This window comes from Pseudosulfitobacter pseudonitzschiae, from assembly GCF_900129395.1.
GTDB classification, from domain to species: Bacteria; Pseudomonadota; Alphaproteobacteria; order Rhodobacterales; family Rhodobacteraceae; genus Pseudosulfitobacter; species Pseudosulfitobacter pseudonitzschiae.
Genome location: NZ_FQVP01000001.1, coordinates 494308 through 508133, shown reverse-complemented (window position 1 = coordinate 508133; position 13826 = coordinate 494308). Strand labels below are relative to the sequence as shown.

The window sequence follows — 13826 nt, the reverse complement described above, 5'->3', positions numbered from 1 at the left end:
CCTTTATTTCAATTCAACGGCGCGCGTGTACGCGGCATTCACGGTGTCGTGCAGCAGGCTGTGCAACTGGCCGTCGCGCATCAACTGCTCCAGCCCCGCCTGCGTGGTGCCGTTCTTGCTGGTGACCGACTTGCGCAGATCCTCCAGCGTTTCATCCGACTGGCGCGCGGTCTCGACCGTGCCGGTAATGGTGTCGAACACCAGCGCCCGCGCTGTTTTCTCGTCAAAGCCCAGGTCCATCGCCGCCGCCACATAGCTGCGCAGCATCTCGAACACATAGCCCGGCCCGCTGCCGCTAACGGCGGTCAGACGGTCAATGCGGTCCTCGCTGTCAACCGGCACGCAGGTGCCCGTCTGGTCGATCCATGCCGTCACATCGGTCTTTTGCTGCTCGGTGCAGGCGTCATTGGCATAGAGACCAGAGACACCCAGCCCCACCATCGCCGCCATGTTCGGCATGACGCGCACAATCGCACGGTCGCCCACGATCTTGCGAATGCTGTCCACGCTGCAGCCCGCCGCGATCGACACGAAACAGCCATCAGGCTTCAGCGCAAAGCTGTAGTCCGGCAGCACGTCGGCGATCATCTGAGGTTTGATTGCAATCAGGATCACATCAAATTCAGCCTCGGACAAAGATGTCGCTTTTGACACATGACGCACGCCTGCGGGCAGGTCGGGTTTGACCGGATCGGCAACCGTGAACTGGTTGCTGTCATCCTTCGCCCACTGGCGCAACATCGCGCCGCCCATCTTGCCACATCCGATCAAAAGTATGTTCATTTTCGTCTCCGGTTGTTCCGAAACGTCCTGGCCCCCGGACACTTGGTTCAGTGTCGCGAAGATGCCAGATCGTCCGGATTTTATTTTTCGTCGCCGCAGGGCAGTATGTGATGCTGCAATGCAGCACTTCAAGGCGGCCCGTTTGCATTCACGTACGGGGTACGTGTTATACAACGGCGAATCATTTGAGCGCCCAGTGCTACAGGTCGGCGCCTCGATTGGCAAATCGGCCTGGCAATTGCGTTTGAAACCAATAAGATACCGGAGCAGAACATGACCAAGAAGAAAAAGATCGTTGTCAAAATCGGGTCCAGCCTGCTGGCGAACGAAGACAATCTGACCCTGCGCTATGCCTTTATGAACGGTTTGATGAGCGATCTGGCCAAGCTGCAAAAGGCCGGTCACGACATCATCCTGACCTCTTCCGGCTCGGTCGCTTTGGGCCTGAACATGGTCGGCAAACGCCCCGAGGATGCGGGTATTCTGGACAAGCAGGCGGCCGCGGCCTGTGGTCAGCCGCTGTTGATGAACGCCTATCGTCAGGTCGCGTCCGAATATGAACTGGACGTCGCCCAGATGCTGGTCACGGTCGAAGATATGGAAGATCGCCGCCGTTTTCTGAACATCAAGAACACCATGATGAAGTTGTTCGAAAACGACATCCTGCCGATCATCAACGAGAATGACTCGGTCGCCACCCGCGACCTGCGCGTGGGCGACAACGACCGCCTGTCCGCCAAGGTGGCGCAGATGATCCAGGCCGATCTGCTGATCATCCTGACCAGCGTTGACGGCCTGTATGACCGCAACCCCTCGGACGCCGATGCCAAGTTCATCGCCGAGGTCGAGGACGTGACCGAACACCTGGAATCCACCACCGGAATTTCCGATCTGGGCAGCGGCGGGATGCTGACCAAGATGCTGGCCGCCAACATGGCCCAGAACGCCGGAGTCGAGACGATCATCGCCGAAGGCATCATCGAACGCCCCATCTCGTCCCTGCTGGGCGAGGAACGCCGCTATACCCGCTGTCTGGTGACCGGCGAAACCGCGTCGCCGCTGAAAATCTGGCTGAGCAACCGCTTGCAGGTTTCTGGCACGCTTGTGATCCCCAACGCTGTGGCCGACTCCGTGGTCGCGGGCGATTGTGGCATCAGCCGCGGCGACGTGATCTCGATCCAGGGCGAGTTCACCAAGGGCGACGTGCTGCACATGTACAACGAAAGCGGCGTCGAAGTGGCGCGCGGGCTGACCAACTTCAGTTCCGAAGAGATCATGCTGCTGGCACGCAACCTGGACATGCCGGTCGAGGCCGTGATCGGCTACAAGACCAAGAGCGACGTGATCGGGGCCGAGAACATCCTCGTGCTTGACGACAACCACCTGCTGCTGGACGCGCCGGAAGACGACCAGAAGCTGGTTGTACCGGTATAAAAGGGACACGGGGCGGGGTGCGTTCGAGCGCCCTGCCCTAACCTTTTCAGAACCAAACCAAATCCTTGGGGGCTGGGCCTGATCAGGCAAACCGCGCAGCATACGCGTGACGATCAGCCTATTGGCCCGCGTATTTTGTCATTGATAAATATTGGTGGGAAAATGGTGGGTGATAAGAGATTTGAACTCCTGACATCTTCGATGTGAACGAAGCGCTCTACCACTGAGCTAATCACCCTTGCAGGGGCAGATACAAAAATGCGGCCCCCCTTGCAAGAGGCCGCATCAAAAATCTGGGCGGATTGTGCAGAACTTATTCCGACGCGCTGTCCTCTGCGGCTGCGGCGTTGGCGGCTTCGATGGCTTCGGGTTTGCGCTGGCGGATCTTGGTGGTCAGGACGCGGGCCTTGACCATGTCCTTGGCGCGGCGCACCTTGACGCTGCCAAAGGGGTGCAGGTTCAGCTCGCGGCCATCGCGCAGGGCGTTGCCCATGACCTTCAGCATCGCCTCGACAACCGGCTTTGCGTCTTTCTTCTTGGCACCAGAGGCCGCCACGACCGCGTCGATCAGTTCTTTCTTACGCATCATCGGCCCTGTCACGACCTCTTCGGCACCGCCTGTTGTTGCGACATTCGCCGCTTTGGGCGCCTTCGAGGTGCGGGCTGCCGTGGTGGCCGTTGCGGCCTTGCTTGCAGCAGCAGCGGTGGCTGCGGCGCTTTTGGTGCGGGGGGTTTTGGACGTTGCCATGCTTATGCCTTTGGTCACGTGTGAAGTTTGGCACGAGGTTAGTCGCATTTTGCGCACATTTCCACTGAACACTGTGATCCGACACGGCCAGCGTGCGCTCTGAGCCAATTTCGTCACGAAAATCAGCGGTTGCATGCCAAGGTGACCAAATTCCACCCCGAAACGCAAAACGCCCCGCAGTGTCCTGCGGGGCGTTTGTTCGGGCTTTCAGCGACGGATCAGTGGGCGGTGGCCCCTGCCCCGGTCTCTTTCGATGCGGCAGCGGCGGCGGCGGCGGCTTCTTCTGCCGCCTCGTCCCACTCGATCGCCTCGGGTTCACGCACCAGCGCGTGCTTCAGCACTTCGGACACGTGGCTGACCGGAATGATCGTCATACCCTGTTTCACGTTGTCAGGGATTTCGGCCATGTCCTTTTCGTTTTCCTGCGGGATCAGCACAGTCTTGATGCCGCCACGCAGGGCCGCGAGCAGTTTTTCCTTCAACCCACCGATCGGCATGGCGTTGCCGCGCAGGCTGACCTCGCCCGTCATCGCAATGTCCTTGCGCACGGGGATCTGGGTCAGAACCGAAACGATCGACGTCACCATCGCCAGACCAGCCGATGGGCCATCCTTGGGCGTGGCGCCGTCAGGGACGTGCACGTGGATGTCCACCTTGTCGAACTGCGTCGGCTTCACCCCGATTTTCGGGCTGATCGACCGCACATAGCTGGAGGCCGCGTCGATGCTTTCCTTCATCACGTCGCCCAGCTTGCCGGTGGTCTTCATCCGGCCCTTGCCCGGCAGGCGCAACGCTTCGATCTGCAACAGCTCGCCACCGACAGAGGTATAGGCCAGCCCGGTGACAACGCCGATCTGGTCCTCAAGCTCGGCCAGACCATAGCGGTGTTTGCGCACGCCCAGGAACTCGTTGATGTTGTCCGAGGTCACCGAAATACTCTCGGCCTCTTTCTTGACGATCTTGGTCAACGCCTTGCGCGCCACCTTGGCGATTTCGCGCTCCAGGTTCCGCACCCCCGCTTCACGTGTGTAATAGCGGATGATGTCGGTCAGCCCTTCATCGGTCAGCTCGAACTCGGACTTTTTCAGACCGTGGTTCTTGATCTGCTTGGCCAGCAGGTGATGCTTGGCGATCTCGCGCTTTTCGTCCTCGGTGTAGCCGGCCAGCGGGATGATCTCCATCCGGTCCAGAAGCGGGCCGGGCATGTTGTAGCTGTTCGACGTGGTCAGGAACATCACGTTCGACAGGTCATATTCGACCTCGAGATAGTGGTCGACGAATGTGCCGTTTTGTTCCGGGTCCAGCACCTCAAGCATGGCCGATGCGGGATCACCACGGAAATCCTGACCCATCTTGTCGATTTCATCGAGCAAGATCAGCGGGTTGGTGGTTTTCGCCTTTTTCAGCGCCTGGATGATCTTACCGGGCATGGAGCCGATGTAAGTCCGGCGGTGACCACGGATCTCGGATTCGTCACGCACACCGCCCAGGCTGATGCGGATGAATTCGCGGCCCGTCGCCTTGGCCACGGATTTGCCCAAGGATGTCTTGCCGACGCCCGGAGGGCCGACGAGGCACATGATCGGGCCTTTCATCTTCTTGCTGCGTTGCTGCACAGCCAGATATTCGACGATCCGTTCCTTGACCTTCTCAAGGCCATAGTGGTCGTCATCCAGCACCTTTTGCGCGCGGCCCAGGTCCTTTTTGACGCGCGATTTCACGCCCCACGGGATCGACAGCATCCAGTCCAGATAGTTGCGCACAACGGTGGCCTCAGCGCTCATCGGGCTCATGTTCTTGAGCTTTTTGATCTCGCTATCGGCCTTTTCGCGGGCTTCCTTGCTCAGCTTGGTCGCGGCGATCTTGGCTTCCAGCTCGGCAACTTCGTTCTTGCCGTCCTCACCATCGCCCAGCTCTTGCTGGATCGCTTTCATCTGTTCGTTCAGATAATACTCGCGCTGCGTCCGCTCCATCTGGGATTTGACGCGGGTCTTGATCTTTTTCTCGACCTGAAGGACGGACATTTCGCCCTGCATCAGGCCGTAAACCTTCTCAAGCCGCTCGGAGATGCTGAGCGTTTCCAGAAGCTCCTGCTTCTGGTTCACTTCAATGCCCAGGTGCCCCGCCACAAGGTCGGCCAGTTTCGCAGGCTCGACCGTGTCGCTGACCGCTGTCAGCGCCTCTTCGGGCACGTTCTTGCGGACCTTGGCGTAGCGTTCGAATTCATCCGCCACGGTGCGCAGCAGCGCCTCGGTGGTGGTGACATCGCCCGGCATCTCGGTCAGATACTCGGCGCGCGCTTCGAAAAAGTTATCGTTTTCAAGGTATTCGGTGATGCGCACCCGCGCCTGCCCTTCGACCAGCACCTTAACGGTGCCATCGGGCAGTTTCAGCAGTTGCAGCACATTGGCCAGCACGCCGGCCTTGTAGATGCCTGTCGCTTCGGGATCGTCCTCGGAGGGGTCGATCTGGCTGGACAGCAGGATCTGCTTGTCATCGGCCATCACTTCTTCAAGCGCGCGTACGGATTTGTCGCGGCCAACGAACAGCGGCACGATCATATGCGGAAACACCACAATGTCGCGCAGCGGCAGGACCGGGTACGAAGCGTTAAGGGGCTCTTGCATGCTCTTTTCCTTATCTAGCAAGACGACCGGTCCCTGTTTGCGGCAACCTGATGTCGTCTCCTGGTTTCAGAGTAGTAAACTGTGTTTGACCACTGCCTGTTTCAAGGTTTCACAATGACGGCACGTTCAGAGCTGCGCAATGGGACCTTGCAAAGTGACCGAAATTTTTGGCGCGGTTTTGTACTTTTTCAGCCGAAATATGTACAAAATCCGGGTTTGTATGCGCTTGGGGACAATTTGCGTGCCCTTGCAAACCCTGACATCACAATTGTTCGATGTCCCCGTTCGCGCGGTTCGCGTGAAAATCGGCCTGCCATTGGGTAAAGCTGCCCGCGGCAATCGCCGCGCGCATTTCGCCCATGATCTGCTGGAAGTAATGCAGGTTGTGCCATGTCAGCAGCATCGAGCTGATCATTTCCTGGCTGCGGAACACGTGATGCAGATAGGCACGCGAATAATTGGTGCAGGCCGGGCATGTGCAGGCATCGTCAATCGGGCGCGGGTCGTCCTGATGGCGGGCGTTCTTGATGTTCAGCACACCGTGGCGCGTGAACACCTGCCCCGTGCGCCCCGAACGTGACGGCAGAACGCAGTCCATCATGTCGATGCCGCGCGCGACGGCACCGACGATGTCGTCGGGCTTGCCCACGCCCATCAGGTAACGCGGTTTGTCCTGTGGCAACTGCTCGGGCGCGAAGTCGAGACAGCCGAACATGGCCTCCTGCCCCTCGCCCACGGCCAGACCGCCCACGGCATAGCCGTCAAAGCCGATCTGCGTCAGCGCCTCGGCGCTTTCGGCGCGCAGGTCTTCTTCCAGCCCGCCCTGCTGGATGCCAAACAGCGCATGGCCCGGACGGTCGCCAAAGGCGTCGCGCGACCGCTCTGCCCATCGCATCGACAGGCGCATGCTTTCGGCAATCCGCGCCTTGTCGGCGGGCAGCGCGGGGCATTCGTCGAAACACATCACGATGTCCGAGCCCAGCAGCTTTTGAATCTCCATCGACCGTTCCGGCGTGATTTCGTGGCGTGAGCCGTCGATGTGGCTTTTGAAGGTCACGCCCTTTTCGGTCAGCTTGCGCAGGGCCGCGAGGCTCATCACCTGAAAGCCGCCTGAATCGGTCAGGATCGGCTTGTCCCAGTTCATGAACTTGTGCAGCCCGCCCAACCGGTCGATGCGCTCTGCCGTGGGACGCAGCATCAGGTGGTAGGTGTTGCCAAGCAGGATGTCCGCCCCCGTCGCTGCCACGCTTTCGGGCATCATCGCCTTGACGGTGGCTGCTGTGCCGACCGGCATAAAGGCAGGCGTGCGGATATCCCCACGCGGGGTGTGGATGGTGCCGGTGCGCGCGCGCCCGTCGGTGGCGGCCAGTTCGAATGAAAAACGTGTCATAGCCGCGCTATAGGCGCTTGCGACGGCGCGCGCAATGTTGCGCGGTTTCCCTCAGGGGACATTGCGCTATATCGCTGGGATACTTAAAAACGGGAAAGGAACCCCGCCACATGACACGTTTGCTGCACCCGCTCGCGTCGGCCCTGTGGTTGCGCCTTGGCGCCTTTCTGACGTTGGTTTTCCTTGCTTGTGCTGCCCATGCACAGGCCGAGATCGAATTTTTTGAAGTCGATGCCCTGAACCCCGGCCTGCCCGCCGGTCCCGAGGGGCTTGACCGGGCCACCCCGATGAGCGCGATGGACAGCTTTTTCGACATGGCCGAAGAGGGACGTTTCGAAGACGCAGCGCAGGTGCTTGATCTGACCAACCTGCCCCGCGAGGAACAAAGCGCCAAAGCCGCCCAGCTTGCACGGCAGTTGTTCGTGCTGATGGATCGCAAGGTCGTGGTGCCGTGGCGGTCGCTTTCGGACCGACCCGACGGTTGGCTGATCGGGTCCACCGAATCCGACAACACCGGCCGCGTGCGCCGTTCGATTGTCATCGACTGGCTGGAGCTGGGACGTCACGACGTGGCGCTGCGGCTGAACCGGGTCATGCCGCCGGACGGCACGCCGGTCTGGGTGTTCTCGCGCGAAACCGTCAACCGCATCCCTGCCTTGTATGAATTATACGGGCCGACATCGCTGGAACAGGCGCTGCCGCAATGGGCCCGCAATGATGCGTTCCTGGGCATGTATGTTTGGGAAGTCATCTTTGTCCCGCTCATGCTGTGGGTGGCCGCCGCCCTGGGCTGGCTGACTTACCGCTCTGTCACCATTTTCGGACGCAAGATGAACACCGCCCTCAGCCACTCTATCGTGCGGGCGCTGCGCTGGCCTGCGACCATCGCGGTGACAACCACCGTTGTCGGCGTATCGACGACGCGGGTGCTGGTGGTCTCGGGCGTATTGGACAGCCTGATCAGCCCGATGACGATCATCGGTTTTGTCACGGCGGCCACGCTGGCGGTCGTGTTTGTCATCGACGAGATTTTCGACCGCATCAGCTTCAACACCCCCGACGAGCTTGCCGACCCGAGCAATGCCCATATGCGCAGCATGGCCACGATGATTTCCGCAGCGCGCAAGGGCGTCATCGTCATCGCGCTGCTGGTGGCGTCGGGCATTGTGCTGTCCTCGGCCAATGCGTTTCAGTCCATCGGCCTGTCGCTGCTGGCCTCGGCCGGTGCGCTGACCATCATCCTCGGCTTTGCCGCGCGCGAGGTTCTGGGCAATATTCTGGCCTCTGTGCAGATCGCTTTGAACCGGTCGGCGCGGATTGGCGACATGGTGATCTTTGAAGGGCGGTATTGCACGGTCGAGCGGATCAACTTTACCTATGTGCAACTGCTGATCTGGACCGGGAACCGCTATATCGTGCCGGTCAGCTATTTCGTGAAGGACGCCTTTGAAAACTGGTCCATCGAAGACACCAAGATGACCCGTGTGATCGAACTGACCCTGGCGCATGGCGCTGACGTGGACCGCCTGCGCAAGGTGTTCCTGGACACCGTGGAACACGAGGACGGCGACGACACCGGCCCCGTCGACCAGGCCGCGGTGCATGTGAACGATCACAATGTCTTTGGTCAGCAAGTGTGGTTCGAACTGCCCACGCCCAACCCCACAACCGCGTGGGCGATGCAGTGCAAGATACGAGAAATGCTGATCCGCGCGGCGCGCCAGATTGAACGGGAAACCGGACAGCCCATGCTGCCCAGCGATGCACCGCGTGAGCTGCCCGCCCCCGAAACCAAGGATTTGACCCAACGGTTCTAGGGCCGAAGCCCCGGCTGTCACGCTTGCTTTATCCCGTGACTGGGGCCAAAACAGATCCATTGTTCCGGATGAAGGATTACGCACGTGGACATCGAACAAATGCTTCTGGATCTGTTGCAGAACAACCTTGTGTATCTCCTTGCCGCGCTTTTGCTGGTGATTGTGGTCTTCAAGTCGGTAAAGATCGTGCCGCAGTCCGAACAGCACGTGGTACAGCGTTTTGGCCGTTTGCGGGCGGTGCTGGGCCCGGGCATCAACATGATCGTGCCCTTTATCGACCACGTGGCACACCGGATTTCCATCCTGGAACGGCAGTTGCCCACCGCCAGCCAGGATGCGATCACCCGCGACAACGTGCTGGTGCAGGTGGACACATCGGTGTTCTACCGCATCATCGAGCCGGAAAAGACCGTCTACCGCATCCGCGACGTGGATGGCGCGATCTCGACCACCGTGGCAGGGATTGTACGCGCCGAGATCGGCAAGATGGACCTGGACGAGGTTCAGGCGAACCGGTCGTCGCTGATCACCACCATCAAGGCCAATGTCGAGGACGCGGTGGACAACTGGGGCATCGAAGTGACCCGCGCCGAGATCCTGGACGTGAACCTGGACGCCGCGACCCGTGCCGCGATGATGCAGCAGCTGAACGCCGAACGCGCCCGCCGCGCGCAGGTGACCGAGGCCGAGGGCAAGAAACGCGCCGTTGAACTGGGGGCCGATGCCGAGCTTTATGCCTCGGAACAATCCGCCAAGGCCCGCCGCGTTCTGGCTGACGCCGAGGCCTATGCCACCGAGGTCGTGGCCAAGGCCATTGCCGAACACGGGATCGAGGCCGCGCAATATCAGGTCGCCCTGAAACAGGTCGAGGCGCTGAACGCATTGGGCAACGGCACGGGCAAGCAAACCATCGTGGTCCCTGCCGCAGCACTCGAAGCCTTTGGCGACGCGTTCAAGCTGCTGAAGGGCCGCGGCTGATGGCGGGTCTGGTCGGCATCTGGTGGATCTGGCTGGCCTTTGCCATCGCCCTGGGCGTGGTCGAGGTTCTGTTGCCCGGTTTCATCTTTCTGGGTTTTGCGCTGGGGGCGCTGGCGATGGCGGCCATCGTGGGCCTTGTAGTCCCTGCGATTGGCGTGGCGCCGGCAATGGCGCTGTTTGCGGGTCTGTCGCTGCTGGCATGGATTGTGCTGCGGCTGGCATTCCGCCGCCAAAGCTCGGGCGCACGGCGGGTGATGCACGACATCAACGACGGCTAGGTGATCTGGGGCGCGGCTTGCTGGCCGCTGTCGAAGGGCAACCAAAAACCTTCAAGAAACACTTGGGTTTTGAACAGGGTTCTTGGCAGCGTCGAAAAGGGGTGGTTTGCGAGTGTTCCAAAAGCGAGCGATTTTTGCAGCATGTGTTGCCGTCTGTTTTCGAGAGAAAACAGACGTAGGCGTACTGCGTGCCAAAGCCTCACAACACCCAATAACATCACACTAAACAGAAGTTGCAAAATCTGTTTAGCTCAACCTGCAAGATTGAAACGTCAAATGATTAAACTCATGATTATGGAGCAGCTTCCTACATGCCTGAATTGACTTTGGCAGAGCGCCTTACTCTAACCACTACGCGCATTTCAGCCTCGCTGAACGGCGCCCAGGTGGGGGTCGGAACTGGATTTTTCTTTAACTTCAAGGTTACGGAAGACCAGTTTATTCCAGCAATCATCACAAACAAACATGTCGTTAACGGATGCGACCAAATCACTGTAGTTTGCCATACCGCAGAAGAATCTGGACCTTCAGGAAAATTCATTCCTTGTCATCTGGATGCCAGACCTGGCGCTGTATTGCTTCACCCAGACCCAGATGTTGATCTGTGCGCAATACCATTTGGACCAATTTTGAATCAAGCAGAGGCCAATGGCACTCCATTATTCTATAGTCCTTTAGGCTTTGAGGTCGTACCAAAAGACGATGATTGGCAGTACTTTGATGCATTGGAAGAGGTCATAATGATTGGATGTCCTAGAGGCATATTTGACGACTTCAACAACCTGCCAATAACGCGACGAGGAAATACAGCATCTTCGTTAACCAAGCTATACGGAGGCAAACATGAGTTCATGGTAGATATGGCCTGTTTTCCGGGCTCGTCTGGGTCGCCGATCTTCGTATATGACCGCAATGGATACCTCGACCGAAGAACCAACACCTACAATATTGGGGCTAGTAGGATCCATTTTGTTGGCATCCTTTATAGTGGCCCATTAATTACAAATGATGGCAAGATAGTACTGCAGCAACAACCTAAGGTTCAGGTGTCGGCCATGATGCACTTAGGCAATGCAATTCGATCATCTCAATTATATGGAATTGAGAAAGAGATTTTAGCCCGTTTCCCAAAAGAAGCGCCAAAAAATGACGATGTAGGCGAGGTCAACTTCGATCCTTGAGTGGCCTACACTTAGTCACAGCCAGAACCCATAACAGCTTGTTGTGCGGTGTCCGAGACATCCTGCACCGTCCTTTGTGCTAATAAGTGTGCGGTGCAGAATAGGCCACAATGGCTCGAAAGGGACACTCACGACCTTCCAAAACCCACCGATTGTCGAACGGCTGTAGCAGCGCACTGCATCCCGCTCCCATGTGACGAATGCCTCTCGCGCCCCACCCCGCCGGATCGCGTTGCGCACCATTGCCGCGCCATGGCATACTGTGCCAAAGGAGCCGCGATGAACCAGATGCAGACCCCAGATCTTGTCACCTGTGATGTGACCGATGGCGTGGCGACGCTGGCCCTTGGCGGCGGGGTGGCCCATGCGTTGTCGCTGGGCATGATCAGGACACTGCACGCAACGCTGAACGATCTGGCCGCAGATGATACCGTGCGTGTCGTGGTGATCACCGGCCCCGGCCACATCTTTTGCGCCGGTCACGACCTCAAGGAAATCGCCCGCCACCGGGCGGATGCGGATCAGGGCCGCGCCTTTCTGACCGAGTTGTTCGAAGCCTGCGCCGCGATGATGACGACGCTGGCCACCTTCCCCAAGCCGACCATCGCCATGGTGGACGGCATCGCCACGGCGGCGGGGCTGCAACTGGTGGCCTCGTGCGATCTGGCTTTCGCCAGCCCGCGTGCCACTGTCTGCCTGCCCGGCGTGACCAACGGCGGCTTTTGCACCACGCCAGCGGTGGCGGTCTCGCGCAATGTAGGGCCGAAACACCTGATGGAGCTGACGCTGACCGGCACGCCGATGACGGCGGACTGGGCGCAGGCTGCGGGGCTGTTCAACCGGATCTGTCCGGACGGAACGCTCGACGCCGAAACGACGTCTTTTGCCACCACCCTTGCCACCCGCAACCCCGGCGCTATTTCCTCGGGAAAAGCCGCGTTGCAGGCCCACCGCGACCTGCCGCTGCACGAGGCCTATGCGGTGGCGACACCGGTGATGATCGAACACTTCTTGGACCCCGGACGTCTTGCAGCCGAAGCCGCCAAGGCCACTGTGAAAACGTTCAAGGCCTGACAGCCCCTTAACATCTTTGACACAATTGCCGCGCCACATTGGCGCCGCCCGCCTTTGACAGGAGTACCCAATGGACAGTCTACATTTCGGCTGGGAAGAATGGATCGGATTGCCCGAACTGGGCCTGCCCGCGCTCAAGGCCAAGATCGACACCGGCGCACGCACCTCGGCGCTGCATGCCCATGACATCGAAGTGTTCGGCCCCGCCGCCAAGCCCAAGGTGCGCTTTAACGTATACCCTGTCGCGGGACAGACGCAGGTACAGGTGACATGCTCGGCCCCGATCAAGGACCGCCGCGAGGTGACCTCGTCCAACGGCGAATCCGAACTGCGCTATGTGATCGAAACCACGCTGTCGGTCGCAGGGCAATCGTGGCCCATCGAAGTGACCCTGACCGACCGCTCCGGCATGACCAGCCGCATGTTGCTGGGCCGTCAGGCCCTGCAGGATCACATCTCGATCACTGCCACGGAAAAGCGTCTGCAACCGGACCTCAGCTATGATGTCTACCATTCCGCAGCCGTCCGTCGCGCCGCCCCCAAGCGCGCCCTGCGCATCGCCGTGCTGAGCCGTGAGGACAATTATTCCACCAACCGGCTGGTCGAGGTCGGCGAGGCACGCGGCCACACGGTCGAGGTGATCGACACCACGCGCTGCTACATGGCGATCAACACCATGGCGCCCGAGGTGCATTACGACGGCAAGCGCCTGCCCCGCTATGACGCCATCGTGCCGCGCATCGGTGCGTCGATCACGCCCTATGGCACTGCCGTGATCCGCCAGTTCGAAACCATCGGCACCTATTGCGTCAACGGAAGCGCAGGCATCACCGCCAGCCGCGACAAGCTGCACGCGCATCAGGTGCTGGCCAGCAAGCGCATCGGTATGCCGACAACCGCCTTTGCCGCCTCGCCAAAGGACACCGGTAACCTGATCGGTCTGGTGGGCGCGGCCCCGCTGATCGTCAAATTGCTGGAATCGACCCAGGGCAAGGGCGTTGTTCTGGCCGAAACCAAGAAGGCCGCCGAAAGTGTCATCGACGCCTTTCGCGGCCTGCGCGCCAACTTTCTGGTGCAGCAGTTCGTCAAGGAAGCCGCGGGCGAGGACATCCGCTGTCTGGTGATCGACGGCAAAGTGGTCGCATCGATGAAACGCACCGGGGCCGAGGGCGATTTCCGCTCGAACCTGCACCGGGGCGGATCGGCCAGAACCGTGCGCATCACCAAGGAAGAACGCGACACCGCCCTGCGTGCCGCACGGGCTTTCGGTCTGGGCAAGGCGGGCGTTGACCTGTTGCGGTCGGAAACGGGGCCGAAAGTGCTCGAGGTCAACTCGTCACCCGGGTTCGAGGGCATCGAAAAGGCCACTGGCAAAGACATCGTCGGCATGCTCTACGACATGATCGAGGCACGGGTGAAACCGCAGCCAGTGCGCAAGCGCAAGGGGTGAGGCACCGGACCGGCCAGCAAGTGCGGCGCAGCCTGGTTGCGCACCCAAGTCCCCACAATGCCCAGA

The 13826-nt window shown here is 59.9% G+C and carries 11 protein-coding genes and 1 tRNA gene; 7 read left to right on the top strand and 5 right to left on the bottom strand.

What is annotated here, in order from left to right:
• Window positions 1-3: 3 nt before the first annotated feature.
• A complete protein-coding gene (gene proC, locus BUC08_RS02405; RefSeq protein ID WP_037920930.1) occupies window positions 4-783 on the bottom strand; it encodes a pyrroline-5-carboxylate reductase in 780 nt (259 codons plus the stop codon).
• Window positions 784-1056: 273 nt separating this feature from the next.
• Here proC and proB point away from each other — a divergent pair, with 273 nt between their 5' ends.
• On the top strand, window positions 1057-2217 hold the full coding sequence (proB, locus tag BUC08_RS02400) for a glutamate 5-kinase (RefSeq protein WP_037920932.1): 1161 nt from the start codon (window positions 1057-1059) through the stop codon (window positions 2215-2217).
• A gap of 163 nt (window positions 2218-2380) precedes the next feature.
• On the opposite strand, the gene BUC08_RS02395 is transcribed toward proB, so the two are convergent.
• From BUC08_RS02395 to tgt, 4 genes are all read right to left on the bottom strand, one after another.
• A tRNA-Val gene (locus BUC08_RS02395) sits at window positions 2381-2455 on the bottom strand.
• Window positions 2456-2530: 75 nt separating this feature from the next.
• A complete protein-coding gene (locus tag BUC08_RS24885; protein WP_224769738.1) occupies window positions 2531-2965 on the bottom strand; it encodes an HU family DNA-binding protein in 435 nt (144 codons plus the stop codon).
• Between the two features lie 218 nt (window positions 2966-3183).
• A complete protein-coding gene (lon, locus tag BUC08_RS02385) occupies window positions 3184-5592 on the bottom strand; it encodes an endopeptidase La (RefSeq protein WP_037920934.1) in 2409 nt (802 codons plus the stop codon).
• Window positions 5593-5854: 262 nt separating this feature from the next.
• Entirely contained in the window at window positions 5855-6982 is a 1128-nt protein-coding gene (gene tgt, locus BUC08_RS02380; protein WP_037920940.1) for a tRNA guanosine(34) transglycosylase Tgt, read from the bottom strand.
• Between the two features lie 110 nt (window positions 6983-7092).
• Here tgt and BUC08_RS02375 point away from each other — a divergent pair, with 110 nt between their 5' ends.
• The 6 genes from BUC08_RS02375 to rimK all read left to right on the top strand — a co-directional run bounded on the left by BUC08_RS02375 (window position 7093) and on the right by rimK (window position 13760).
• On the top strand, window positions 7093-8799 hold the full coding sequence (locus tag BUC08_RS02375; RefSeq protein ID WP_051693839.1) for a mechanosensitive ion channel family protein: 1707 nt from the start codon (window positions 7093-7095) through the stop codon (window positions 8797-8799).
• Between the two features lie 99 nt (window positions 8800-8898).
• Window positions 8899-9777, top strand: a complete 879-nt coding sequence (locus BUC08_RS02370) for an SPFH domain-containing protein (RefSeq protein WP_037922069.1) — start codon at window positions 8899-8901, stop codon at window positions 9775-9777.
• Entirely contained in the window at window positions 9777-10055 is a 279-nt protein-coding gene (locus BUC08_RS02365; RefSeq protein WP_037920942.1) for an NfeD family protein, read from the top strand. The genes BUC08_RS02370 and BUC08_RS02365 overlap by 1 nt, the downstream gene beginning before the upstream one ends.
• 311 nt (window positions 10056-10366) lie before the next feature.
• Window positions 10367-11236 (top strand): S1 family peptidase, encoded by an 870-nt coding sequence (locus BUC08_RS02360; RefSeq protein WP_073194103.1) that lies wholly within the window; start codon window positions 10367-10369, stop codon window positions 11234-11236.
• Window positions 11237-11515: 279 nt separating this feature from the next.
• Complete coding sequence (locus BUC08_RS02355) at window positions 11516-12310, top strand: enoyl-CoA hydratase-related protein (protein ID WP_037920945.1); 795 nt, start codon at window positions 11516-11518, stop codon at window positions 12308-12310.
• Window positions 12311-12380: 70 nt separating this feature from the next.
• Window positions 12381-13760 (top strand): 30S ribosomal protein S6--L-glutamate ligase, encoded by a 1380-nt coding sequence (rimK, locus tag BUC08_RS02350; RefSeq protein WP_037920948.1) that lies wholly within the window; start codon window positions 12381-12383, stop codon window positions 13758-13760.
• The last annotated feature ends 66 nt before the right edge of the window (window positions 13761-13826 follow it).

Coding starts and splice junctions, on each gene's coding strand:
- proC (WP_037920930.1), bottom strand. CDS start 783: ATGAACATACTTTTGATCGGATGTGGCAAGATGGGCGGCGCGATGTTG.
- proB (WP_037920932.1), top strand. CDS start 1,057: ATGACCAAGAAGAAAAAGATCGTTGTCAAAATCGGGTCCAGCCTGCTG.
- BUC08_RS24885 (WP_224769738.1), bottom strand. CDS start 2,965: ATGGCAACGTCCAAAACCCCCCGCACCAAAAGCGCCGCAGCCACCGCT.
- lon (WP_037920934.1), bottom strand. CDS start 5,592: ATGCAAGAGCCCCTTAACGCTTCGTACCCGGTCCTGCCGCTGCGCGAC.
- tgt (WP_037920940.1), bottom strand. CDS start 6,982: ATGACACGTTTTTCATTCGAACTGGCCGCCACCGACGGGCGCGCGCGC.
- BUC08_RS02375 (WP_051693839.1), top strand. CDS start 7,093: ATGACACGTTTGCTGCACCCGCTCGCGTCGGCCCTGTGGTTGCGCCTT.
- BUC08_RS02370 (WP_037922069.1), top strand. CDS start 8,899: ATGCTTCTGGATCTGTTGCAGAACAACCTTGTGTATCTCCTTGCCGCG.
- BUC08_RS02365 (WP_037920942.1), top strand. CDS start 9,777: ATGGCGGGTCTGGTCGGCATCTGGTGGATCTGGCTGGCCTTTGCCATC.
- BUC08_RS02360 (WP_073194103.1), top strand. CDS start 10,367: ATGCCTGAATTGACTTTGGCAGAGCGCCTTACTCTAACCACTACGCGC.
- BUC08_RS02355 (WP_037920945.1), top strand. CDS start 11,516: ATGAACCAGATGCAGACCCCAGATCTTGTCACCTGTGATGTGACCGAT.
- rimK (WP_037920948.1), top strand. CDS start 12,381: ATGGACAGTCTACATTTCGGCTGGGAAGAATGGATCGGATTGCCCGAA.